The sequence below is a fragment of the Mesorhizobium escarrei genome (genome assembly GCF_935825525.1).
Taxonomy (GTDB): Bacteria; Pseudomonadota; Alphaproteobacteria; order Rhizobiales; family Rhizobiaceae; genus Mesorhizobium; species Mesorhizobium escarrei.
On sequence record NZ_CAKXZT010000160.1, the window covers coordinates 130,228 to 154,001 of the forward strand.

Sequence of the window (23,774 nt, forward strand, 5' to 3'; positions counted from 1 at the left end):
ATGTCGGAGAATGTCGTTCAGCGCCTACGTGACGAGATTGAAAACGGCATCATCTCGAACGACTTCGCCCCCGGTGCGCGGCTGGACGAGGTGCAATTGGCAACACGCTTCGGCGTCTCGAGAACGCCGGTGCGCGAGGCGCTGATGCAGTTGAACGCAATCGGGCTGGTGGAGATCCGGCCGCGCCGGGGTGCCGTGGTGATCGATCCGGGACCGCACCGCATTTTCGAGATGTTCGAGGTGATGGCGGAACTTGAAGGTTTGGCCGGTTCGTTGGCCGCGCGACGGTTCACCGATACCGATCGCACAGCCATCCTGGTAGCGCATGCAGATTGCGAGCGTTCGTCTTCGGCCGGCAACAGCGACGCCTACTATTATGATAACGAGCGCTTTCACAAAGCTATCTACGCTGCCAGCCACAGCGGTTTTCTGGCCGAGCAGTGCGTCGCACTGCATCGCCGTCTGCAGCCCTACAGGCGTCTGCAACTGCGCGTGCGCAACCGCGTTGCCACGTCGTTCGCCGAGCATGGCGCGATCGTGGAAGCAATCCTCGCCGGCGAGGCGGAGCAGGCGCGCACGCTGCTGCGCCAGCATGTCAGCATCCAGGGCGAACGTTTCAGCGATCTTGTAGCGACGCTGGCGAGCAGATAGTCCGTCGCAAGTCGGGCCTCTCGCCTTTCACCGCCGCCTCAATGAAGCCAAGCCGCATGCCGGGGCAGGCATGGCAGCGGGCGTGCATTTGACCTTATGCGCGCGTGGAATGCGCGCGGTCTGCCGGCGGCGGACGCCATTATTTTGTGAGGCATGACGGACGAGAGAAAACGACAAGCCCCGATTTCCTACCGGCCGCCGGAAGAACTCCGCGAGGAGTTCCGGGCGCGCGTTGAAAAGTCGGGCCTGTCCGTCAATGCCTTCATCACCGCCTCCATCTTCGGCGCTCCTGCGCCCCGGCAGGCGCGGCGGCCGGCTGTCGAGCATCGCGAGGTCGCCCGTCTCTTGGCCGAGACGGCGCGCCTGCATGACCGGCTGCAAGCGATGGCCGGGGGCCATGATCCGGCGCTGCTCGATGAGGCCGTGCGCGATCTTCGTGAAATCCGTGCCGCCTGTCTTGTTGCCCTGGGGCGCTCTCCATGATCCCCAAGGCGAGCCAGCGCAGCGGCGGGCAGGATCTCGCGACCCATCTGCTGAACGCCCTCGACAACGAGTATGTCGAGGTGCCGGGAACGCGACTGGGAGACGCGGGCCGGGACGGTCGAGCTGCGCATTCCCAAGCTCAGGAAGGGCTCCTACTTCCCAGGTTTCCTGGCGCGCCGCATGGCCGAGAAGGCGCTGACCGCCGTCATCCAGGAAGCCTACGTCCAGGGCATCTCGACGCGCTCGGTCGACGACCTGGTCAAGGCCATGGGCATGGGCGGCATCTCCAAGAGCCAGGTCTCGCGGCTGTGCGAAGAGATCGACGGCAAGGTGAAGGCGTTCCTCGAACGGCCGATCGAGGGCGATTGGCCATACCTGTGGATCGACGCCACCTATCTGAAGGTGCGGCGCGGCGGGCGCATCGTCTCGGTCGCCGTCATCATCGCGGTCGGCGTCAACGCGGACGGCCGGCGCGAGGTGCTGGGCATGGAGATCGGCACCTCGGAGGCCGAACCGATCTGGACGGAGTTCCTGCGCAAGCTGACCCGGCGCGGCCTGCGCGGCGTCAAGCTCGTCGTCTCGGATGCGCACGAGGGCCTCAAGAGCGCCGTCACCAAGGTGCTGTCGGCGACATGGCAGCGCTGTCGCGTTCACTTCATGAGGAACGTGCTGGCCCATGCCGGCAAGAGCGGCCGCAGGGTTGTCTCGGCCTTCATCGCTACCGCTTTCGCTCAGGAGACCGCCGAGGCGGCGAGCGTGCAATGGCGCGCAGTCGCCGACCAGATCCGGCCCAAGGTGCCCAAGCTGGCGACAATCATGGATGACGCCGAGCCTGATGTGCTCGCCTACATGACCTTCCCGAAGGAGCATCGCGCCAAGCTCCACTCGACAAATCCCATCGAGCGTCTCAACGGCGAGATCAAGCGACGCACAGAGGTCGTCGGAATCTTCCCCAACGACGACGCCATCGTGCGCCTCGTCGGCGCAATCCTGCTCGAACAAAACGATGAATGGGCCGTGCAGCGGGCCAGATACATGACGCTGGAAACCATCAACCAGATGAGCGATGATCCCCTGATCAGCCTGCCAGCCGTGGCGCGCTGATCAGCCCGGCCCATGCCGGACAGCACGGCGACCAAAGCCGTCAGCTACACCACGCCACGGGACACGATCATTGCGGTTCAGCAAGGCAGAATTTTTGAACGCCAGAACTGCCATTCGCTCTTAGCTCGGAACGGCTGACGCCGACCATCGGGTGGTGAGGTCGACAGCGCATTGGAGCGATATCAGCTTGGACAGTCGCCAACTTCACCTTCAACAGGAAGGAAGAAACGTCGCCGTTCGCAGGCGGTCAGTTCGCGTGGAACAATCCCACGTGCGGAGTCAATGAGGTCCAGAGGTGTTTGGAACGCGCGAATTATTCGGACGCTATCATCACCGGACACGATTGCGATCCTCGTTCCATCGGAATTGAAAGCCGCCCGCATCAGCGCCGGTCGGTTGGCCTCGTCCTCCCGGCTGGCAAGCACTGCGATCTCACGCCCCGACTGCGCCGCCCAGAGCCTGACCGTGCGATCCTGAGACGACGTCGTCACGACATACAAACCGTTCGGACTGATTTGCGCGCTGTCCACTGCGCCGCTGTGACCCCTGAGAACGACCTTTTCTGTTCCTACCGGAACGCTCCAGATTCGAACGGTCCCATCGCGTGAGGCAGTTAGCAGAGACTGACCGTCCTGGCTGAACGCGACTGCTGTCAGCTCGTCGCTGTGGCCCTTCAGCGTCGCGACACTGTTTCCGTCCTTGATCGACCAGATCCGCGCGGTGCGGTCGAGTGAGCCCGTGACAACCAGTTGGCCGTCTGGACTGAAAGCGGCCCCGGTGATTCGGTTCTGATGCCCGATGAGAACCTTGAATTCAGTTCCGTCCGTCTTCAAAAGGTGGGCAGCGTTGTCGTCCGTCGCGGTAAGGACGAGATTCCCGACCCGGCCGAAAATCGCCTGTGGCAACTTCCCGCTTGTCTTGATGGTGGCCAGTTCGGCGCCGCTTGCCGCGTCCCACAACTGTGCGGTACCGTGAGCCGAACCCGTCGCTAACAGGTCTCCCTTGGGACTAAATTGAACTTGAAGTAGCCCGTCACGAGATTTGAGCTGCGCGACCTCGCGTCTGCTTGCAACGTCCCAAACAAGAACTCGGCCCCCAAGAGATGCGGTTGCAACGCGACTTCCATCAGGGCTGAACGCCGCACTTTGGACAGTTTCGTGCGTGTCAAGCTCGGCTATCTGACGTCCGCTTACAACCTCCCACAGGTGCGCTGCGCTATCCCCACCTCCAGTCAAAAGGTGCGCATTGTCGGGACTAAAGACCGCAAAGGTCGGCGGATATTCATGGGACAGCGCAGTTGCCAGAACCCCGTCGATATCCCAGAGCCGAGCGGTGCGATCGTGCGATGCAGTGAGAAGAATGCTGTTGTTAACTGGGCTGAATTCCACGTGCTCGACCAAGGCGTCGTGGCCGATGATGGTGGTGAGCAGCGACGTGCTCTCGACATCCCAAATACGAACCGTGCCGTTGAGGGAAGCGGCAGCCAAGAACCGATCGTCTCGGCTGAAGACGCTGTTCATCTCCTGATCGCGCTCATCCGGGCCCATGTAACTTAGTTTGAGCCCCGAGGACTCCTGGCCGAGCACGCCAAGCAAATTACCCGAGATTCCGTCCCAGAGTCGTGCGCTACCATCGAGTGATACCGTCGCAATTCGACGGCCGTCGTGACTGAACATTACGCCTTGTAATTGTGTGTCGCTCTTGTGACCGGCCAATTTCGCAATTTCCATGCCTTTCGACACGTCCCAAAGATGCGAAAGGAAAGGGAATGAAATTGGGCCCCACGAGCTTATCAGGATCCGGCTTCCGTCCGGGCTGAATGCGACGCTGTACGGCCAAGCGTTAACCCGCAGAGTCCGGTTCAGTTTGCCATCTTCCGCATTCCAGATAAGAACGGAGCGTCGATCGCCTGCTGCGATTGCGAAGCTCTGGCCATCGGGACTAAAGCTAGCCAGGGAGGAGCTTCCACGTCTCTCTACACTTAGGATTTTCCTTCCGGTTTGAGCGTCCCAGAGTGATGCATCGCTGTTCTCCCCCGCTGTCAGCACCCGGGTGCCGTTTGGGCTGAAAATCGCAGTAGGAAAATTGCCGACCGGCTGAAGTAAAAAGAGCTGCTCCCCTGAGGTGGCGTTCCAGATGCGCGCGGTGCCATCTCTAGCAACTGTAATGACGCGGCTTCCGTCCGGGCTGAACTCGGCTCTCTCAACGGCGCCTTGGTGGCCCTTCAGAACCGCAGTCTCGGTACCATTCAGGGCGTCCCAAATGCGTGCCGTCGCGTCATGCGATGAGGTGACAATGCGGTCGCCGGTCCGATTGAAAGCTGCATGTGTCACACTGGCGTCTTGGTGGAAGATCCTCGTTTGACGATGTGCTAACAAAGCCTTGTAAAGCGCGGCCTCCGCATCAACGATGTACGGGCGTCTGTTTTCAGATGTGCCCGTCGGCAGCGCTTCGAGCGCCAGCAAAACCGCGGCCTCAGTATTACCGCTCGTTGCGGTTTGCTGCGAAAGAAACGCAAGCGAAAGAGACTGGTTGCGCAGCGCCTGGTCTCGCGCCTCAAGGGCCTTCCTCTCGGCCGACCTGGCCTTGTTCGCGCTCATTTGCGCCAGCACCGCCTGCCGCATTGCTTCCTGCTGTCCTCTGAACCCAATGAATGCGCCTGCTCCAGCCAAGAGAGCCAACACCGTCGCGACAATGGCCGCATAGCGCGTACGTCGTGCCAGCTGTATCGCAGCAGTTGCTGCCAGATCCCGACGCTCAGCTTCTCCCGCGAGCCGGTCGGCCTCGCGCTCCAAGCGTTCGCGTCTTGCTACTTCAGCAGCCTCGATCAGTGCCCGCTCTGCTTGCCGGTCCTTCTCCTCTCTCTCCTTCTGGGCACGTGAGGACGCCTCGATGTATTCAACCACTTGATCGTCGACTTCCTGGCGTCTCGACAGCAGCAATTCCTCGCCCTCGGCGAGACGCTTGCCGGACGGCAGCAAAAGATCGCGGTTCTTGTTGTCCGAGTGCCATCGATGGGCGTCAGCCTTGAGCCGAGCCCGCGTCTCGAGGAAGCTCCTATTCGCGTTGACAATGTCGCTGGCGCGCGGCCAGCGGCTGAGCAGCGCTTCATGGGCCACGCGGACGAAGACATGGCCCGCGGCATCTTCATCACTGACGAGGAGCCGGGCGGCGATCAGCGCGTCGACGAGAGCCAATCGTGCCGGCTTTCCAGCCACTTCGCTAAGCAGGACTGGACTTGCCGTAACAGTTTCATCGCCCGGACGCACCGTGGTGAGAGCGCGCAGCACCGCCGGCAATGCCTCCTGGATGTCGGGCGGGAGCGCGTCGACGACTTCATCGGCGCGGCGCGCGATCGCCCCTTCGAGGCCGCCAAGCGCACGATACGCAGCAAAGGTGAGGATCCGGCGCTCCCGGCCTACCTCGTACAGCGCATCGAGAACGAATTCGAGAAGCGGCAACGATCCGGGATCGGCGGCTGCCGCGTCCTGCAGCACATCATCGAGCCGCCCCAGATCGGCGCGCTCCTCGAAGCGGAGCCCGGCAGCACGAGCCGGCTCGCGAATGATCTGGGCGATCTCAGGGCTCGTCGGCGGCAAGAGCTCATAGCTGCCGAGGCCGTCCTTCAGCGCCGAGAAGCCTCGGACTTCGCCGCAGCGGTGAAAGAAATCCGACCGGATCGTCGCAATCACCCAGACCAGTCCGCTGCCGGCGAACGCCGCCAAGAGCCGCACAAGCCCTTCGCGCGACGCCGGTTCCTTCTCCGTCGTGAACAGTTCCTCGGTCTGATCGATGGCGATCAGCAATCGTATTTGCGAAGGGACCGAGCCAGTGGCGGTGGCTGCTTTGCCGAGTGCCTGGCGGATCAGAGTCAGCGCGCGATCGGGAGCGCTTCGACAGAGTTGAGTCAGCTCTGCCGCTGTCAGTTCGAGAGCCAATTCGGGCAAAGCACCTTCGCGAAGCAGTCCCGCGGTCAACGAGGCGACAGCATCAGGCCCTTCGGACGGGCGGATCAGGCAACGGCGCCACAAACTGATGCCTACCACTGCGCCGGGTCGGGTGATTGAAGGCATCAGCCCCGCGCGCAGAAGAGAAGACTTGCCGGAGCCGCTCATCCCGTAGATGAGCAAAAATGCTTTGCCATTGGCTGCCAGCTGCTCCAGCCTTTCGGTGCAAGCAGTGATCGCCCGCGCTCTGCCGAAAAAGAGGTCGGCGTTTTCAAATTCGAAGACGTCGAGACCGCGAAAAGGCGACCTGACCTGTTCCTCCGAAGCGAGGGGTACACGATAGACGTGCACAGGCCGGGCGATATTCTTCACCTTGTGCTCGCCAAGATCGATGAAATCGAGCGAAAGCCGATCGCGAGCCTGCGCATAGATCGCCTCGGAGACACATATTCCGCCCGGCCGTGATAACGGTTCCAAACGCGCGGCGACGTTGACGCCGTCGCCCATGAGGTTGTCACCCTCTACGACGACATCGCCGAGGTTGATGCCGATGCGAAATCGCAGGCGGCCTGGCTCGGGGAGGTCGGCGTTCTGTCTATCGATTTCCAACTGGATTTCGGTGGCACACCGCAGCGCCTCGACAGGGCTTGCGAACTCCGCGATGACACTGTCTCCGGCGCTGCCGAACACCCGTCCCTCATGGTGCACAATCAGCCGGTCAATGATCTGGCGATAGGCTCTCAGGGTCGCAAGAGTACCTTCCTCATCCCTGCCTATCAGCCGGCTGTAGCCGACCACATCGGCTGCAAGGATGGCAGCCATTCTGCGCTGAACGCGATTCACGGCCATAGCCAGCTCCCGCAGTCCTGAAGCATCCTAAAGGAAATGGCGGCCGATGAGGAGGGAGGCACCAACCTTACCCGAAGGACGGCGTTGGCAATTATTCCTTTTGACCTCAACGCACAGTTCCGCCTTTGTAGCGAGAAGTCCAATCCCAGTCGGTTCTGCCACTACCAGCATAATTCTAGTTTTATTGATCGTCCATTGGACCTCCATCCCGTGGCGCACTTGCGACAACGGGACACCGGCATAAGTCCCGCCTATCGACCGACGATCGCGTTTTCGCACACGGCTTCAAAATTGCCATTCGCAAACGACCGGGTTTGACCTGACCGGACTTCCAAGGTGGTTCCACGGAACGGCAGCTAGGGGTCATCAGTACTGGTTGCGCTTAACGTCCGGTTCCGGGAACGAAAAACGGCCTCGGAAGGTCTCGAAAGGGTCATGGGCGTGAATTCGACTGCGGGCGAACGAGCTTCCGCTTAGGGTCGACTCGCGCCTTTGCGCGAAGGAGCAGCTTCTCTATTCGGCGTGTTGAGGTCAAGCGCTTGTCGAGCTTTCCGCTTCGCCGGCGTGTGATGTCTTTCGCGGGGTCATGCTTCTCTACGGGATCGGCCCTTGGCCTCGCCTTGATGGGGGATCAGAAGAATGAGGCGGAACAATCTTTGGAGCGTCCTGATCATTGTGATGCGATCGGTACTGCTGCCCTTGCGAACTCACCTCATCCATCGTCCCGAGGCAGGTATAAATACGGCCCGTGGTAGGAGCGAGCAATTGGCTGATCTCCGCTTCCGTTATGAATTTTGAGGTGGACAGGCTTTCAAGCAGGTCGGGGTCGACCGGGGCAATCGCGAAATCAGCATGGTCCCTTGCACGTTTGCCATCAGGCGCAGCGGACACAAGCGCTTCAAACTGCAAAAGCTTGAACCGGTCTGCGCCGAGGTACAGAGACGTTTCGCTGTTAGCGTCGATTACATGGGCGGCGGTGAGCAGAAATCGTCCTTCAGGCAGTTCAAGAAGCATCGCGGTGCCGATGTGATCGGGAGCGCCTTTATTGGTCACCCCGGAGATTGGCTTCACCGCATCACGGAATTTTGCGGGCGCGGCCTTGGCCGCCTCGTCCAGGTGCTCGCGTACAAACTCCTCAATCGTCTTGATAGCCATGCTATTCACGCCTTCGCTCTAGATAGCCTGCTTCGTCTGGAGCCGACCGTCGCCTCACCCGGGAGGACGACGGCGATACAGACGAGAGCCTGCTTTGGTGGTGTGTTCCAGAAGCCTCGTCTTGCGCAAGGGATCGTCACCCATTGGGCCGAGACGTGGAGCGACTCGGGGTATGCCTAGAGCCCGGTCCGCCAGGTGCGCCATTATTTATCATAGGTATAAATTGTTGGCCTCCCCCACAGACTGCACGTCAGCGGTCCCGGCACTTTCAAGAGGCCGAAGGCAAAGCACGCTGCGATCATCGCCCTTAGCCCCCAGGACGTCCCTGCCATTGAGAAATAATGCTTGATCGCCAGCACCCAGCTCCGCCCAGAAGCCGTCTGTAGCTATCACCAGTTCCCGGTCAAACTTCATTTTCAACACCGTGGGCGGCATGAATTCCCTCGCGCGGAAACTGCGCGTCAATCGCTGGCGGGCGGGAACATCTACGAAGTCGGGTATCAATACATTGCCAGCGACATTGGCGAGCGTATGCGGCTGGCTCACCCAGTCTATTCCGGTCTTGTCGTCATATCGTCCCAAGAGACAGTCACCGGCGTGCAAACCAGCAGATCGCGCGCACTTCCAAAATGCGCGATCATGTAGCTCGCTGAATCGCGTGGGTGATCCTTGCGAAGGGCGCCGTGTATTTCGCGGACGCGCCCGGTGATCGCGTCGCTGGTTATCTCGCCCTCTACGCTGACATACCAGTCGACCAGCCCCCGGCTGATCTTGCGTGCCAGGTCTCCGCTATGAGGCCCACTGGTCGAGCCATCCAGCACGACACAAAGCGCACCTTCCTTGCGAAGGCCGACCCCGGCACAGTCCCGATTGTCTTTGGTCTTCGTACCGGTTTGGCTGATCCATCTGACGGCCACCACCATATCAGCCACCACCCTGGCTTATGGCGACAAAGCGATTCCGAACAATGTCGGAGCGGCCTGCCGGTCCGCGGACATTGCCTTCTAGGAAATATTCAAAGTCAGCATCTTCAAGCAGCGCCGTGAACTGCTCGGCGATGAAATCCCGGATTTCGGCATCGGCTCCGAGGACTTCGTCGACGATTTCGGGCCGGCCATCGATGATGAGGAGAATGTCCTCCATATCGCGGCTTGTGAAGAGATCGCCTTCGCCGCGGCCAAGATAGGCCTCAAGCTTTGTCGCAACAAACAATGCTGGCGCCAATCGCTTGATGGTCAGCCCGTCAGTGAGGGCATGGTCAACGGACGTTTCTATTCCTTTTGCGTACCAGCGGTTGCTGAAGCCAAGGATGCCAGCATCGTCGGGCATAAAATCGACTTTGAGGTCGCCAAGCCGCATCCGGCAGATGACATTGTCCTCCTGCGACTCGCCAAATCCTCTTTGCCTCAGCTCCTCCTGCAGCTGCGCCCAGCCCGCATATCCGACGAGGTCGACAATGAGGTCGACATCGTCCGTCGCCCTGACATCTTCAAGGGTCACTTCGTCGGTAATGAAGAGAGCGGTCGTGCATCCGCCAACGAATACCAGCCGCTCTCGGAAGTCGCCTCCCAGCGCCTCGGCTACCGTCTCCAGCATTTGGAGAAGTTGACCTCTGACAGTCGTCATTTGTTCAAAAGCCTCTCAGAAAGACGCTGCCCCGCCAGACCCGCCTCGCGCTGGTTTCCGAGCCGTATCGCATCGACGAGAGCAAGGTACTCGTACAGTCGATCGTCTTTCTGGACGGCTTCAGGAACGCTCTTGAACAAGGGCTCGATCGATTGCCCCATGTCCTTGCCTTCGGCATAGGGCCAAATGTGTATGTACTCACCGCCGCTGACCAGCAGCCCTTTTAGCATGGGCGCTGCAAAGGCCGTCGGTATCCCGCGCGTGATGCCGCCCGGCTTTGCCGGAAACACAAATTTCAGCCCGTGGACAATAAAGTTATGAAGGTTGCGGCGATGGGGATTGGCCCGTCCCGTGTCGCGGTCTTTGATGGCCAGACCCGATGCGAGACTGCGTTTGATCGAAGCGTTTATCTCCGTCTTGCTGATCCCGAGTAGCGATTCCAGGCCACGAACGGAGTACGGTGCCTCGCCCGAGAGGCTCCAATAAGGCTCCCCGGAGCCAGCTTGCCCCTCTTGCTCCTGTAAGCTCGCGAGCTTCAGAAGCACCACGATATCCTGACTTTTCATCCCGTTCATGCCCTGTCCTCTGTCCTAGGACCAAGGACATTGCACCACAACCGGGTATAAACTGTCAACGAAAATGACCGGCCGCAACGCGGCGCCCTCTGAAAATACCAAGTTATGGCAATAGCTTGAGTAGCCCCGCAGGGCTTCGGCAACTATGTGTACTTCCGATAATCAGTGCTTACCCGCTCATCAGAGACATATTTTAACATCTCACCGACGCGTCTGGCCGCCAGGATGGGGATCGGAAGCTTCTGGTTGATCTGAGTCGAGTTCCAGTTGATTTTCGTTAGGGATAGGACCTCTTGGGCAATCTCGGCGATGGGACTGTCGCTGCTCTCATGAGGGCAGAGCAGCAGGGGCCGCGGATCGTAAGTCCCTGGATAGGTGCCATAATACGGGATACTTCCGTTGGTATATAGTAAGCCCTTGCCGTCCAGCTCTACGAACGTACCGCGCATCACCGGGTAATTTCCATCGCGGAAGACTTTGACGGTTGACGACTCTTGCACCCAGACAAGGTCGCGCATTTCCGTGCCAGCTTCATCCAGGGCGTCAAGAATCCCTGCCGCTTCCTCATCCCTGAATTTCGAGGTTTTCATCACAATCACCCGCGCTGGATGATTGCGATGATGTCCCTTGTAGGCGGCAAGCGCCCCGGCAATCAGATCGCGCGCATCTTGCTGCGTCATGTAGGGATGGCGCCCTCTGCTCTCGGTCTGCGCTCGCTTTCCCTTGAGAATAAAACCACGGCCCCGTTCGTCGAACATTTGGGCGGCGCTGGTAAAAAGCTGCTGGCCCCCGGCTTCACGATAAAAACTGACTCCAATGTAACAGGCCGAGTACTCGCCTTCCTTGGGCATCCGGCGCCAGGGGATTCGGCCCGTGCCCTTGTAGTACAGCGTTGTAAGGAGGTTCCAGGTGCGGTCAGCCTGGTCTTGAATCTTCCGCTCGCTCGACTGCTTGATCTTGAGGGGAATGGTAACCCGCTCATCAAATACGTCTTCCCAGACGAGCTGAATAGGAAAACTTAGATGCATCGCCTTGGCTTTAAGCATACCCCGAAAGTTGGGGGCGTCGGAGCCGCCGCTATCTTCTGCCTCGGTGGTTGCGCCTTCTTCTACCCTTGCATTGAACACTCGCTCCAAAAGCGCGACCGGTAGCGCAATGATCGCGACATCTGGCTTGCTGCTTCCTTCATCGATTGTCTGCAGGAGCTGCACGATCTCATCGACCGCCATCTCAACGGCACTCGTATCGTTTGGCTCCTTTCTAATCTTGTCTAGTCGGGCCTGGGGAATGGCCGCCGTGGCTCCGTCCTGAATCTGAAACTTGCAACGAAACGGGTTCTGATTTCCTAGACCCGGAAAATCCGGGTGGAGATTGGGATGCTTCTCAGTTTTACCGCAAATCCCGTCACTGCTTCGTCAAAGAATTTCCGGGTATCTTCGACTGTCTTTGCGTTCCGACCACGGCTATCTTGATCGCATCGCCAAGGGGGGTCTGGAGCGGCCCCGCTTCAAACAAGCCTAGCCGGGGATCAGGGTGGCGGTGTTTGTCCCCAAACTCCGGTATTAGGTAGCAAACGCACCTCGGTTCATTTGCGGAAATGTAGGTAGTTCAATTACGGTTCCGGGATGATATTTCCCGCAGATACGAATGCCCCCCACGTTGTGCACGCTCTCGTTCGGAAACGCGCCGAGATTGCGGGGCAGATCGAACACAATCAACTTGCACTTAGGCGACTAATTGCCGAGTTAGATCATCTCGACGCGACAATACGAATTTTCGAGCCTTCGATTGATGTTGGACGGATACCCGCGAAGCCAGTTCCGCCACGGCACGCAGCTTTCAAGGGAGAGGTGACGCGCGTCGTTTTGAGTATGCTACGAGAGGCCGCAGGGCCGCTAACCTCTCGTGACATAGCCACCCAGTTGATGACCGAGAGAGGTCTTAGCAAGGAAGACAACGCGTTATCAGTGATTATGGTCAAACGCGTCTGCGCTTGCCTTCGCAAGCATCGAATCAACGGCACAATAACGACGGTGCCTGTGGAAGGCAGTCTTCAGGGATGGGCGCTGGTAAGGAAGAGAGAAAATGAGGTGTGATTCGCCCACGACCGACCCTACTGTGTAGTGCCGAATCGGTTGCAAGCTCGTATGCTGGCCGAATGGAGAATGCTGTTGTCGGCCAGCTAAAAGCGCTCAAGAACACTCTGGAGAGCGAAATCAGGAGCGAGACTTCGCGGCTTTCGGGCCTCAAGGCGGAAATCGGCGTTGTTCAAAAGCGAATTGATGATCTCACGGAGTCTGTGGCTAATACCATCAGGAGCATCCAGCTTCTTGAGCGAAGTCCTTCGACCAGCGCGAGACCCGGAGGACTGGGAAAGCGGATTCCAATCGCTTGGGGCCAAGGAACCAGACTTGCTTACGGTATTTTGCGGTCGGCCGAGACACCACTGAGCGTCCCCGAGTTAGCACGAAGGACACTTGCGGTGGCGGGCATTTCAGAACCTAACGATGTCCAGCTCAAGTCGATGGTGAATGTCCTCTATCGATCCCTCAAGGACCAAGTCGCAAAAGGTCGAATCATCGAGCACACGACTAATCCCAAGACCTTCTCCCCGACCCCAAGCTAGGTCATAGGAAGATGGGGTTGAACTTTTCGCGCCGGAATTTCGTCCGCAGCTTGCTCAATGTTCGGCTAAAGTCATCCCTTTTCCGGCCACGGTCGTTAAGCGGGCTTCCAGAGCGCCGAATGAGGTCGGCCTCGACGTCTTGGATGCATTCAGTGCGTTTGTAGGCTACTAGGGCATTAGTGCGAAGGAACTGGCCCAGCTTGCTGTGCATCTGACCAATCAATTCGTCCGAGTCCGGCCAAATGGCGTTGTACTCATATTGCAGCGCCATCAAAGACAGCTTGAAACCAGAAGCCACCGAACAGCCGTCTAGGTGTTCGCGAATGCGCCAGCGTAGGTCGTATGACTCGCCCGTGTAGAGGTGCACGTAGCTTGCGAGTCGCCACGGTGGTGGACCTGGACGGAGACCGTTGTAGTTCGACCGGTCAAGAATATGGTCTCCGCCCTGAACAAGGATCGCGTAGACACCCGGAGCCTCTGGCACTCGGTTTGGATACCGAGCAAACAGGCTTGCCGTGATGAGTTTGAAGCCCTCCGCAACGAAGGGCGTTGTGAATACAGTCATCAGCTTGTCTCCCTCTGACGATGCCGCTGCCAGTAACCGCTGAACGACGACCGTCCGCGCCGACCTGCTGTACCTATAAGGTCATCAAAGCGCTTCAGCGCTCCTTCCTTGCGCGTGTTCTGTCGCCACGCTATTTCAGAGGCGTAGCGGACTAAGTATTTCATTGATGGTCTGTGGTATATACCGAAGGCTGAGCGTCGCAGGACCGAGAAATAGCTTTCCGCCCAATTCGTTGACGCCTCGGTTGTATAGTATGCTTCCCTATGATTTATTCGCTTTGTTCTATAGGTAGCGTTTAGGATGTTCCAACACGCAGCAGAATCAGCAAAGACCATGGAGCCGATCGTTACATTATTGTAGATGAAAGGTAGGGACGCGGCTTCACCTTCAGAAACATTTACTACTGCATTTCCATGCCGTTCACGAGCGACTACAACGTTTCGCTTCTTCGCGCTGTTACGATAAGGGAATTTGCGGAAGTCGGTTGACCTCTTCTTGACATTCTTTGGTCTTAGGTGGCCACCGAACTCTGCCCCATCGACCTCAACCTCGCCTGCTACGCTGATCTCATCTAGGTTCGACGCTGTCAGCTCTCGGAGCTTGTGCCCGAAAACAAACGCCGTCTTCTGCTGAACGCAAAGAGCGTGGCTCAACTCTATTGAGTTCAGGCCCTTAGCTGGACCGACGAATCTGGCGATTCCCCGCAGGATCGTCCCGTAGCGCATCTTCCGATGCGCAAAGGCAGTCCCCGAAGTGGGCGAGAACTGACGATCGCAGTTCTTGCATTTAAAAGCCCGGCGACAGCGGTAGTGCCAGACCGCCGCACAACCGCATCGCGGACACACCGGTTCGCCACCGCTTTCAGCGAAGCGGAGCCTTGTAAAATGCGCATACGCCTCCGTTTCCGACATCCTGCTGATGTCTTCTTCGGAGAGCCGCCGCGCATTTGGCGAAAGGAGAAAATGCTGTGCCATTCAGGTACCGCGCAATCATCATATTCGATGCTGTTTCGCATCTAATATGATGTCATGTCAAGCGTAATTCGATAATCGCAAGAATCCTCCGGCATCGTTTGTCAAGGTATTCTTTACATATCCGATGATATTAGAATCGAAAACGATGTCAAATTAATGTCTTTCTTGCACTCGTCTCGCGAGGTGCATCGTCTGCATCCTAGGTCGGGGGAGCCCAGAGGCGAATCCGATCTCAGGAGGAAGACGCGCAAGACTCGGGGTCTTATCCACAGCACTTGTTGGTGGGAGTCCCATCGTATACGATGATTCTTGCATTGATTCAGGTGGATCGGCGTGGCTGCAGCCAAAAACAAGAAGGATTGGCGAGGTGCCGTGAAAGGCATCTTGAAGGCCGAATTGAAACGGCGAAATCTGAGCTACGCCGAACTTGCCGAAAAACTGCGTGCTATCGGTATCGAAGACAACGAGCGCAACATCTCAAACAAGATCGCTCGCGGCACGTTCACGGCCATCTTCTTCGTGCAATGCATGGAAGCTATTGGCGTTCGCACCATCCATCTCGGCGAGGATACTTGAGCGATGCCTTCCTTGCCGCTACCAATAAGGCTCAAGCGGCTCCTGCTCCGCCAGCCTGGGGTTCGCCCGCCGCCAGCTATCATCGGCAATCTTAAGTGCGTCCGCGTGTTTTATAAGCAGATCGAGGCCACTGGTTCTGAGATCTGGTTCAAGATCACCGAGCCGAGCCTTCACGACGCTCGCAACTTGATCAACCCCCACTAACTGATCGAACTCCTCCCACTCACGCATGTACTCCCTAATTTCGGAGAGCATCTTCGCCTGCAAATCGGTGACATTCTCGTTGAAAACTGCGATCTGCGCGCGTGCGGCAAGTATCGGCGAATGGTCAGTTTGAGACAAATCCTCCCTGATGCCCTTCGCTAGGATTTCCAAATAGGCCCCCTTGATGTGCCCAAACCGCGAAGCCATGAAGCCATCGAGATCGGCCACCATGGATTGGGCAGCCTCTTGGCCGCGTTTGAAAGCATCATCCAATTTCACCTGATCTTCAGAGGCCGGGACGGCGCTGCCTACTCTCCCAAACAGGGTCCTTAGCCATCTCATTTAATGTCCTCGCTCAAGGAGTCATGCATCAGCATTCTGATCTGCCCATGACCTATCCCCACCCCATGTTTCAAACGGATCGATGCCTTCTGCCTTCCAGTGATCGGACGTGCCTCTCAGAAGCTCGTACGGTCCATCCGTTCTGAACTCAAAACACATATCGATGTCTGGATTTCTAACAGATTCCCAAAGGTGTCTGGTCAAAGCAGCCGTTGCAACGGCCGACGCTTCGGCACGCGCTGCGTCTCCATCGTCACCGAATTTGCCAACGAAAAGTGCGACCGTGCTAATCAGGCTGTGAGCATCGTTGTAAGGCACGAACCGAAGGTAGTTCAGATCGACCTCCACTCGCGCTTCTCGATTGTCGGCGAATGTTTCCGGTCGAAAAATCCAAGTGTGCCCGCCGATGGTGACTTGCACGGTGCCCATCCGACAGGCGTTGTAGTAGACCTGATAACGCCTTCCGACCTCCGGCCCATCGATGCCCTGAACATCGGTGTCGTTCAGTTCTTCGACAGCCCACGGCTCCGCAACATGCTGGTTGAGCGCAGCGCCGAACCACCTGAAATCGTCGAAAAGAACCTCGTGCGCGGCCGTTATGAAGGTCTCGACAGCCCCGCCTTCAATTAGTGACTTGGGCTGCTGGTGGTGGGGTTTGTGCCGCTTGCCCTCTTCGATCAAATTCTTGATCCGGTCATAGTTGCTATGGACTACCCGTTCCTCAATCGCCTCCAAACGGTGCGAGAAATGCAATGCGCTCCACACTATTAGGAGGAACAGTACCGTCTTCGTGAATGCATCGTCGGAAATACCGAAGGCGTTTTTAACGCCGTAGACAATTACAACACCGATGACGACACCGGCCAGTATCAGAACACGCTTTACCATCCGTCGCCCAAAGAGATTACCACCGCTTTCTTTTTCAATGCTTGACGACGATAGCTTCCAACGAATCCTCGGCTTAGTCCAGATCGATGACACTATGGAAAGCCACCACCGCGTAAGCGAGGATTGTTTCTCCCGACATTTGGATTGACACATCCACCACGAAACCACGCTTGTAGACGTTTGCGTCCGCTTCACGGATTTGTTCTCGGATTTCCTGTTCTGCCATCTCTGAGGCGTACATCACAGCATGTTCTTTCTCGGAGAGGTCAGAAATTACTACACGCTCGCCGGATCGTTTATTCAGGGTCGCGTCATGCACATCCGTTCTTGTGTACCTCATCAAGACGCGCTGGCGCGGAATCGACGCTGGGGCCGCTAGAAGCCGTTTGCGGTCATCGATGTTCTGTTGCGCGGTGCGAGCTTCAACGGATGAAAACTGAAACGCAGCCCTTACGCTTTTACCCTCTTTTCAAACACGGCGGCCGTGAGCTTATGCGACGCAATCGGATCGGAAGCTATAGCTTCCGTAGCTTTATAGTAGTCGTTCAATTGTGCCGTAGTGTTCAGCTCACCGTCCGGAATCTTGTTCGTAATGAGCGCAGTCATTCGACTGCCCCAGCGCCGAACAAAATCTTCTAGTATCAAGATTTGGTCCATATGGGTGACGACCGCTCCTGCGGCGGCCACCAACCCGGTAATCATGTCGGCTTCAACGCACCCGCTACGCACTTCGCGAACGTACATTCGCGGGTCGGCCTTAGTTCCAGGATATGTATCTGAAACGTAGCGCTCAAACTCATTGGCGAGTGAAGTGAAAGCACCGACGAAATCGCCAAGCTCAATAGGCTCAGCGGTATCGAGTTTCAAAGTCAAAAGTGCAGATTGTTCCCCCATAGGTTGAGAATACGTCATTCTACCTATTTGTCATCCTCCACTCGGGAAAGATGATGGGCCAGCATCCAATTTCGGGTAGGTGCATATGGTGGTTCGACTATGATTTAACCATGGTGATACCCCCGAACCGGGCCTCCTGCCCCTGTGCAGAGGTGTTTGAGACCCTGAACCGATCGGTCGGCTTCGACGAGCGCAAGTATGCAAAAGGCGTCATCGCCAGAGTGCTCTGCTAATGTCGTGTTTGGGGCCGTTACCTGACGGGCGGTTTCGGGAATGAGGTAGAGCATAGCTGCCGTTCACGCCTCAGAGTCGCGCGATGACGACTTACGACCCCATGTCGGTCATAAGGGCAGCTACCGCGACGAACGCGTCCCCTCCTTCAACACAGCACGGCGCTGCTCGAGTTCCGCCGCTCTCGCGCGGCTTGGCTTGCCAATCAGCTCGCCGTGACGGAGCAATTCACCACAATGGTCACACAACGGACCGAGGCCTGCGGCATGGCCGCATGTTTGGTGAACATAGTCCGTTGAAAGCTCTTCGCCTGGAAGTCTGCACCATGTCTCGCCCCAAGCGCGCAATGCCATCAGGACGGGCCAGAAATCCTTCCCCTTCTCGGTGAGGTGATATTCGTAGCGCGGCGGTTTCTTGTTGTAGAGCCGCCGCTCTAGCAGCCCGTCGGCTTCCAGCTTCTTGAGCCGCGTCGCCACCATCTGCGGTGTCGCGCCGGTCATCGCCTGAATTTCGTCGAACCGATGATTCCTCGCGAACAACTCGCGCAGCACGAGCACGGACCAGATGTCGCCGACGACGCTTTCGGCGCGCGCCACGGGGCAGAGGGTCTGGCGAAAAAGGTCGGTAGCCTTGGTCATAATGTAACTTTCTTTTTCATAGGGACTTGCGGATATGATTTTCATAGTTTATGTAGCGCGCCATCAACGCCAACGCAACCCGCGCCGCGGCCCAACACCTGGTTGAAAACAAGGAACGCTAATGTCACGATCGATTCTAAGCGCCTTCGCCGCGCTAATTCTCACTGCAGCTGTCCCGGCCAATGCTGAGGTCGGCCCAAATGCAGCGCCCATTGCAAACCCTATTGGCCCGGGTGCTGTTTCTGGTGCGCCGCACCTGCCAGCGGGCTTCAACGACATTTTCACGAGCCGCTATGTCGACGTTGGCGGGCTGCGACTCCATGCGGTCGTCGGAGGAAAGGGGCCTCCACTGTTGCTCGTGCATGGCTGGCCCCAGACTTGGTACCAGTGGCGCTTGGTCATGCCGGTGCTTGCTCGCGACTTCCAGGTCATTGCAGTCGACCAGCGCGGGATCGGCCTCTCGGACAAACCGAAGAGCGGATACGACGCCGGCACGCAGGCCAAGGATCTTGTCTCGCTGATGGAAGCGCTCGGGCACAAGAAGTTCGCCATGATCGGCTTCGACACTGGCATGCCGATCGCCTACGCCCTGGCCGCAGACACTCCGGACCGCGTCGAGCGTCTCGTCGTCGGCGAATCGCCGATCGCAGGCGTGTCTCCCTCAATTCCGTTGATCGTTCCCGGGCCACTCAACAAGCGCCTGTGGCACATCCCCTTCAATCGGCTCGGAGCCGAGGTGAATGAGCGACTCATTCAAGGACGCGAAGACATCTACTTCGGCTCGGAGTTCGCCACGTCGGCCGGGACGCCGCTGCCCGACGCCATCGTCAAATATTATGTCGACCGCCTCGCCTCGAGTTCTGACGCCCTCAGCGGCAGCTTCGGCTCGTACCGAGCAATCGACACCGACATTGCGCAGAACCAGGGGCGCAAGACCCGGCGCTTGACCCTTCCCGTCCTGGCAGTGGGCGGCGAAAAAGGTTTCGGCGAAGGTACCGCGAAAACCATGAGGCTAGTCGCAGACAACGTCCAGACTGCCATCATTCCGGGCAGCGGTCACTGGGTCGCCGAGGAAGCGCCCGACCAGCTTCTGGCCGCCTTGGCTCCCTTCTTGGAACCGTATCGGAACGCCCCGTCGAAGTGAGTGCGTTTGCAGACCGAACAAGCATCCGATTGAGCGCCGCGCGCCGCAATCGGATCTCCCGACCAATCTTTAAAACTGAAAGGACATCCACATGAACAAGATTCTCACCATAACCATAGCTTTGTTGGCCGCAGCGAGCATTTCCGGGACAGCCGTCGCGCAAGCGCAGCCGGCATCTCAGTCAAGCATGCGTAAGAACCTAGAGAACCATGACCTTCACAACACTGACCGCGAAGTGTTCCAGTCGGAGGTCAGCCTTGAGCCCGGCGCGTCGTTTCCTCGGCACAGCCATCCCGGCGAGGAGTTCATATACGTGTTGAAGGGCACTTGGGTTTACCAGTTCGATGGCCAGCCGCCGATAACAGTCAAGGCGGGGGAGACGCTGTTCATTCCCTACGGTGCTGTCCACTCGGCCAAAAATATTGGAGATGAAACCGGAATCGAGCTGGCCACCCACGTGATCGAGAAGGGCAAGCCTCTTCTGTCGCTAGCGAAGGAGGAGCAGAAATGAGCCAATCGCTTGGCACTGCCCTTATCACGGGCGCGTCCTCCGGCATCGGCGCGGTCTATGCCGACCGCCTCGCCCGGCGTGGCCACGACCTTCTTATCGTCGCTCGCGATGCCGATAGGTTGGCTCACCGTGCGGCGCGCCTGGAACGAGACTTTCGCGTCAATGTCGAAGTTCTGCCGGGGGACTTGATCGAACCGGATCAGCTTGCAGCTGTGGGACAGCGGCTCGCTGACGATTCGTCGATCTCCATCCTGATCAACAATGCCGGCATGTCGATGGACGGCACGTTGATGACGGCAAGTCACGGCCGGGCCGAGGCGCTGATCGCGCTCAACGTCCTTGCGCCGACCCTGCTGGCACGGGCAGCCGGCCGGCGTTTTGCGGCCGAGCGCAAGGGCGCGATCATCAACATTTCCTCGGTCATGGCCTTCATGCCCGAGGTGAGCGATGGGACCTACAGCGGCACCAAGGCATTTCTCCTGAACCTCTCCCTGGGCCTCGCCGAACAATTGGAACCGCTTGGTGTGAGGATACAGGCGGTTCTGCCGGGCGCGACCCGAACCGAGATTTGGAAACGGTCGGGCAAGGACATCGACGCCCTTCCGGCTGACAGCGTCATGTCGGCCGAGGATTTGGTCGACGCCGCCTTGGTCGGGTTTGACAAGGGAGAGATCGTGAGCATCCCGCCGCTTCACGAACTCGGGCTCTGGGAGGGGATGAACCGAAGCCGCCTTGCACTTGCGCCTCATCTTGCGAACCGGCGGGTGGCGGACCGATATCTCATCCCGGTTGACTGAGGCAGTTGCCTGGATCGAGGCTGAACGCCACTCATGGTCGACAATCGCTAATGTCCGTTCTCCACCAAACATCGCCGCCACCAACGGCCGCGCTGCCGGCTAAGCGAGGTGAATAGACGGCAGCTAATGGGAACGGCGAGCGCGGTCCTGGATGACCGAGATTGGGCGCATTGCGGACCGACTGCTATGGGGCCGCCGATCGGGATAGGGGGACGCCTCGCGACGCCACCCCTCCCACACCACCGGGCATACGGGTCCGTACCACGGCGGTTCGATCGGATTAGGCTTGGGCAGAGACATGGAGTCGAGGGAGGCCGAGAGACTCGAAGTAATGGTTGCGCAGGGCCTGTTGGACCGCCGGGTGTCCTGACATGCGCCAGAATCCCGTCGGCGAACCGGCAGCAACCGCGGCCCGGAGCTTTGGCACGCCACGACGGCGCAGTTCCTTGAAGCGGTTGTGCCCGTTCCCCCATTGCCGCCAGAGATACATCCGTAGTCTTCGGCGGATCCACGCTTCCAAGTTCGTAAGCACCCGTGGGGTCTGGCAGAAGCCGAAGTAACCGCGCCATCCGATGAGGTATGGCTTCAGCTCCTTGATCAACTGCGGCAGACTGATCCCCCGTGTCCGGCGTGTCATGTCCCGGATCAGCGTCTTGAATTTGTCGAGGGCCTTCGGCGCGATGCGCCGCTCGCTCCCGTCATTCGAGATGCTGAACCCGAGGAACTTCCGCTCCTCCGGTCGCGCCACCGCGCTCTTCGCCTCGTTGACCTTCAGCCGCAGCTTCTTGGTCAGGAACCGGCTTACGGAAGCCATGACCCGTTCGCCGGCGCGGCGGCTGCGAACATAGATGTTGCAGTCGTCCGCGTAACGGCAGAAGCGGAGACCACGTCGGGCCAGTTCCTTGTCGAGGTCGTCGAGCAGGAGGTTGCTTAGGATGGGCGAGAGCGGACCGCCTTGCGGGGTCCCTTCGTCCACCGGACGGACCAAGCCATCCTCCATCACCCCCGCATTGAGAAATGCTCGGATGAGTTTGAGCACACGCTTATCGGACACCCTCGCGGCAACGCGCGCCATCAGGCTATCATGATTAACCCGGTCGAAAAATCTTTCGAGGTCGAGGTCAACCACGTAGCTGTAACCCTCGGCAATGTAGCATTGCGCTTGGGCTACTGCCTGATGGGCAGAGCGTCCCGGGCGGAAGCCGTAGCTGTGCTCCGAGAACGTCGGGTCCCACTGCTCCTGGAGGACCTGCAGCAGGGCATGCTGGATCAGTCTGTCGACGACGCAAGGTACGCCGAGTTTTCTGACCCCGCCGTCCGGCTTGGGGATTTCGACCCGCTTGACCGGCTGCGGCTGATAGGTTCCCTCGATCAATCGAGACCGAATGCTTGGCCAGTGCTCACGCAGGTAGCCCTTGGCGTCGTCGATGGTCATCCCATCCACGCCTGGACCGCCCTTGTTGCTTCGAACGCGTTTCCACGCTGTTTCCAGATTCTCTCGGCTACATACCGTCTCCATTAGCTGTTCTGTCCAAGCCGGGCTTTCGGGTGCCGACTTCGCCACGAGTGGTTCGGCCCCTTGGTGACCGCTGACAGGGGCTTCACCCCGGTCCCTCGGTTCCAGGGCCAGTGAATACTGGGTCTTCTGCCGCTTTCCACTCATGAGTTGCCGGTCCTACTTGCCACTTCCAATCGTTCGGGCCTTCGGTCATCGTTTCCGGCTCGGCCTATCCGTTTGCTCCGCCTTTCGGCCTTGGAGTGCCTCACTAGCCTTGCCGACAGCATCACCTACTACGCCCTCTGCTGACTCCTGCATCACGGTCAGGTCACCTTGCGGTTCCCTCAGTTCCGAAGTCGGAACATGACGCAGGCCTCCCCAGGTAAATTCAATCGCCTTCCCCGCGCACCTGCCGGATCTACAGCCCTGCCCTTGATGGATATGGACTTCGCGACACGTTGCCCGCTCGTCCGGCCAGGGATGCCTCACATCCGGTTTCTGTTCGTCAGGTCGCGGTTTTGCTCCACGCTTCCTTCAGACACCACCTCGCGATAATGCCCTTGCGCTTCGCTAAGCCTTCACCTCCATCAGGTTGGCTAAGGGACTTTCACCCCCAAGCGGTTGAACATGCTGGGCACACAACGAACCCGCTCGCGCGGGAGGGCACCCTGTGGTTGAGGTAAGGGTTATGGGTCGATCGTCGCGCTCGCGTTGAGCGTCGTTCGGCTGGAGCAGAGCATGGCGGGCTTCTTCAACAAGGAGCCTGACCATGCCCTGTCCTGTTCTTGATGCACCTATCAGTCCACTTCGTCAGCGGCTGATCGACGACATGAACATGCGGCGTTTCTCACGGGAGACGCAGCGCAACTATCTCCGCGACATCGGACGCCTGGCGACGTTCCTCGGGCGTTCACCAGACACAGCGACCACCGACGACCTGCGCCAGTTCCAGATCGAGCAGCAGGACGACGGTGTTCCCGTGCCGACGATGAACAGCATCGTGTCGGCGCTGCGCTTCTTCTTCACGCATACGGTCGATCGTCCCGATCTGGCGCGCAAGCTCGTTCGTCTGGCGCACCCGCGCACGCTGCCGGTGGTGCTGAGCCGCGACGAGGTCGCCCGGCTGCTCAACGCCACCACCTGCCTCAAGCACCAGGCCGCGCTGTCGGTCGCTTATGGCGCGGGCCTGCGCGTGGCGGAGGTGTCGACGCTGAAGATCGCCGACGTCGATAGTGAGCGCATGCTGCTACGTGTCGAGCGCGGCAAGGGCGGGCGATACCGGAACGCCATGCTGTCGCAAGACCTGCTCTTGTTGCTGCGCCAGTGGTGGAAGGTCGGACGCCAGCAGGGCGTGATGCACCGCGACGGCTGGCTGTTTCCGGGGCAGCATGCGATGAAGCCCATCAGCACCCGCCAGCTCTATCGCGTGGTCGTCGAGGCAGCGCAGGCGGCCGACATCGCCAAGCGCGTCGGGCCCCATACACTGCGCCACAGCT

Annotated in this window: 23 protein-coding genes and 2 pseudogenes; 9 read left to right on the plus strand and 16 right to left on the minus strand. The window is 58.9% G+C overall.

What is annotated here, in order from left to right:
- The 3 genes and pseudogenes from NMG80_RS29785 to NMG80_RS29795 all read left to right on the plus strand — a co-directional run.
- The gene (locus NMG80_RS29785; protein ID WP_254021414.1) at positions 1–651 is read left to right on the plus strand and encodes a GntR family transcriptional regulator; all 651 of its coding nucleotides are present in this window, start codon (positions 1–3) and stop codon (positions 649–651) included.
- 153 nt (positions 652–804) lie between these two features.
- On the plus strand, positions 805–1,134 hold the full coding sequence (locus NMG80_RS29790) for a hypothetical protein (RefSeq protein ID WP_254021415.1): 330 nt from the start codon (positions 805–807) through the stop codon (positions 1,132–1,134).
- A gap of 84 nt (positions 1,135–1,218) precedes the next feature.
- Positions 1,219–2,238: pseudogene (locus NMG80_RS29795) on the plus strand (IS256 family transposase); the annotation flags it as partial.
- A 182-nt stretch (positions 2,239–2,420) separates the two neighbouring features.
- On the opposite strand, the gene NMG80_RS29800 reads toward NMG80_RS29795, so the two are convergent.
- The 7 genes from NMG80_RS29800 to NMG80_RS29830 form a co-directional block, all read right to left on the minus strand.
- Positions 2,421–7,034 (minus strand): nSTAND1 domain-containing NTPase, encoded by a 4,614-nt coding sequence (locus NMG80_RS29800; RefSeq protein ID WP_254021416.1) that lies wholly within the window; start codon positions 7,032–7,034, stop codon positions 2,421–2,423.
- Positions 7,035–7,628: 594 nt separating this feature from the next.
- Positions 7,629–8,189, minus strand: coding sequence for an NUDIX hydrolase (locus tag NMG80_RS29805; RefSeq protein ID WP_254021417.1), 561 nt, complete (start codon positions 8,187–8,189; stop codon positions 7,629–7,631).
- Between the two features lie 210 nt (positions 8,190–8,399).
- A complete protein-coding gene (locus tag NMG80_RS29810; RefSeq protein WP_254021418.1) occupies positions 8,400–8,735 on the minus strand; it encodes a hypothetical protein in 336 nt (111 codons plus the stop codon).
- Between the two features lie 5 nt (positions 8,736–8,740).
- Positions 8,741–9,112, minus strand: coding sequence for a hypothetical protein (locus NMG80_RS29815; protein ID WP_254021419.1), 372 nt, complete (start codon positions 9,110–9,112; stop codon positions 8,741–8,743).
- A 1-nt stretch (position 9,113) separates the two neighbouring features.
- The gene (locus tag NMG80_RS37495) at positions 9,114–9,548 is read right to left on the minus strand and encodes a hypothetical protein (RefSeq protein ID WP_367186025.1); all 435 of its coding nucleotides are present in this window, start codon (positions 9,546–9,548) and stop codon (positions 9,114–9,116) included.
- Positions 9,549–9,811: 263 nt separating this feature from the next.
- On the minus strand, positions 9,812–10,381 hold the full coding sequence (locus tag NMG80_RS29825) for a hypothetical protein (protein ID WP_254021447.1): 570 nt from the start codon (positions 10,379–10,381) through the stop codon (positions 9,812–9,814).
- 152 nt (positions 10,382–10,533) lie between these two features.
- On the minus strand, positions 10,534–11,619 hold the full coding sequence (locus NMG80_RS29830) for an argonaute/piwi family protein (protein WP_254021421.1): 1,086 nt from the start codon (positions 11,617–11,619) through the stop codon (positions 10,534–10,536).
- Between the two features lie 929 nt (positions 11,620–12,548).
- On the opposite strand from NMG80_RS29830, the gene NMG80_RS29835 reads away from it, so the two are divergent.
- Positions 12,549–13,016, plus strand: a complete 468-nt coding sequence (locus NMG80_RS29835; RefSeq protein ID WP_254021422.1) for a hypothetical protein — start codon at positions 12,549–12,551, stop codon at positions 13,014–13,016.
- 1 nt (position 13,017) lies between these two features.
- Here the strand turns inward: NMG80_RS29835 and NMG80_RS29840 are convergent, their stop codons facing one another.
- The 3 genes and pseudogenes from NMG80_RS29840 to NMG80_RS37500 all read right to left on the minus strand — a co-directional run.
- Positions 13,018–13,581, minus strand: a complete 564-nt coding sequence (locus NMG80_RS29840) for a GIY-YIG nuclease family protein (protein WP_254021423.1) — start codon at positions 13,579–13,581, stop codon at positions 13,018–13,020.
- Entirely contained in the window at positions 13,581–14,306 is a 726-nt protein-coding gene (locus NMG80_RS29845) for an IS1595 family transposase (protein ID WP_254021424.1), read from the minus strand. The genes NMG80_RS29840 and NMG80_RS29845 overlap by 1 nt, the downstream gene beginning before the upstream one ends.
- 51 nt (positions 14,307–14,357) lie before the next feature.
- A pseudogene (locus NMG80_RS37500) lies at positions 14,358–14,555 on the minus strand (transposase); the annotation flags it as partial.
- A gap of 333 nt (positions 14,556–14,888) precedes the next feature.
- On the opposite strand from NMG80_RS37500, the gene NMG80_RS29850 reads away from it, so the two are divergent.
- Positions 14,889–15,131 carry a DUF6471 domain-containing protein gene (locus NMG80_RS29850; RefSeq protein WP_254021425.1) on the plus strand — a complete coding sequence of 81 codons (243 nt, stop codon included), beginning with the start codon at positions 14,889–14,891 and terminating at the stop codon, positions 15,129–15,131.
- A gap of 18 nt (positions 15,132–15,149) precedes the next feature.
- On the opposite strand, the gene NMG80_RS29855 is transcribed toward NMG80_RS29850, so the two are convergent.
- The 5 genes from NMG80_RS29855 to NMG80_RS29875 all read right to left on the minus strand — a co-directional run bounded on the left by NMG80_RS29855 (position 15,150) and on the right by NMG80_RS29875 (position 18,328).
- Positions 15,150–15,614 (minus strand): hypothetical protein, encoded by a 465-nt coding sequence (locus NMG80_RS29855; protein ID WP_254021426.1) that lies wholly within the window; start codon positions 15,612–15,614, stop codon positions 15,150–15,152.
- An 84-nt stretch (positions 15,615–15,698) separates the two neighbouring features.
- Entirely contained in the window at positions 15,699–16,565 is an 867-nt protein-coding gene (locus NMG80_RS29860; protein WP_254021427.1) for a hypothetical protein, read from the minus strand.
- Between the two features lie 73 nt (positions 16,566–16,638).
- Complete coding sequence (locus NMG80_RS29865; RefSeq protein ID WP_254021428.1) at positions 16,639–16,884, minus strand: hypothetical protein; 246 nt, start codon at positions 16,882–16,884, stop codon at positions 16,639–16,641.
- 131 nt (positions 16,885–17,015) lie between these two features.
- Positions 17,016–17,477, minus strand: coding sequence for a hypothetical protein (locus NMG80_RS29870; protein WP_254021429.1), 462 nt, complete (start codon positions 17,475–17,477; stop codon positions 17,016–17,018).
- A gap of 335 nt (positions 17,478–17,812) precedes the next feature.
- On the minus strand, positions 17,813–18,328 hold the full coding sequence (locus tag NMG80_RS29875) for a winged helix-turn-helix transcriptional regulator (protein ID WP_254021430.1): 516 nt from the start codon (positions 18,326–18,328) through the stop codon (positions 17,813–17,815).
- A gap of 121 nt (positions 18,329–18,449) precedes the next feature.
- Between NMG80_RS29875 and NMG80_RS29880 the strand changes: the two genes are divergently transcribed.
- The 3 genes from NMG80_RS29880 to NMG80_RS29890 all read left to right on the plus strand — a co-directional run bounded on the left by NMG80_RS29880 (position 18,450) and on the right by NMG80_RS29890 (position 20,780).
- Entirely contained in the window at positions 18,450–19,472 is a 1,023-nt protein-coding gene (locus NMG80_RS29880; RefSeq protein ID WP_301943403.1) for an alpha/beta fold hydrolase, read from the plus strand.
- Between the two features lie 91 nt (positions 19,473–19,563).
- On the plus strand, positions 19,564–19,983 hold the full coding sequence (locus NMG80_RS29885; RefSeq protein WP_254021432.1) for a cupin domain-containing protein: 420 nt from the start codon (positions 19,564–19,566) through the stop codon (positions 19,981–19,983).
- On the plus strand, positions 19,980–20,780 hold the full coding sequence (locus NMG80_RS29890) for an SDR family NAD(P)-dependent oxidoreductase (protein WP_254021433.1): 801 nt from the start codon (positions 19,980–19,982) through the stop codon (positions 20,778–20,780). The genes NMG80_RS29885 and NMG80_RS29890 overlap by 4 nt, the downstream gene beginning before the upstream one ends.
- A gap of 280 nt (positions 20,781–21,060) precedes the next feature.
- Here the strand turns inward: NMG80_RS29890 and ltrA are convergent, their stop codons facing one another.
- Positions 21,061–22,443, minus strand: a complete 1,383-nt coding sequence (gene ltrA, locus NMG80_RS29895) for a group II intron reverse transcriptase/maturase (RefSeq protein WP_436798719.1) — start codon at positions 22,441–22,443, stop codon at positions 21,061–21,063.
- Between the two features lie 664 nt (positions 22,444–23,107).
- Here ltrA and NMG80_RS29900 point away from each other — a divergent pair.
- The coding region (locus NMG80_RS29900) for a tyrosine-type recombinase/integrase (RefSeq protein WP_254021434.1) at positions 23,108–23,774 on the plus strand (667 nt) is incomplete at its 3' end.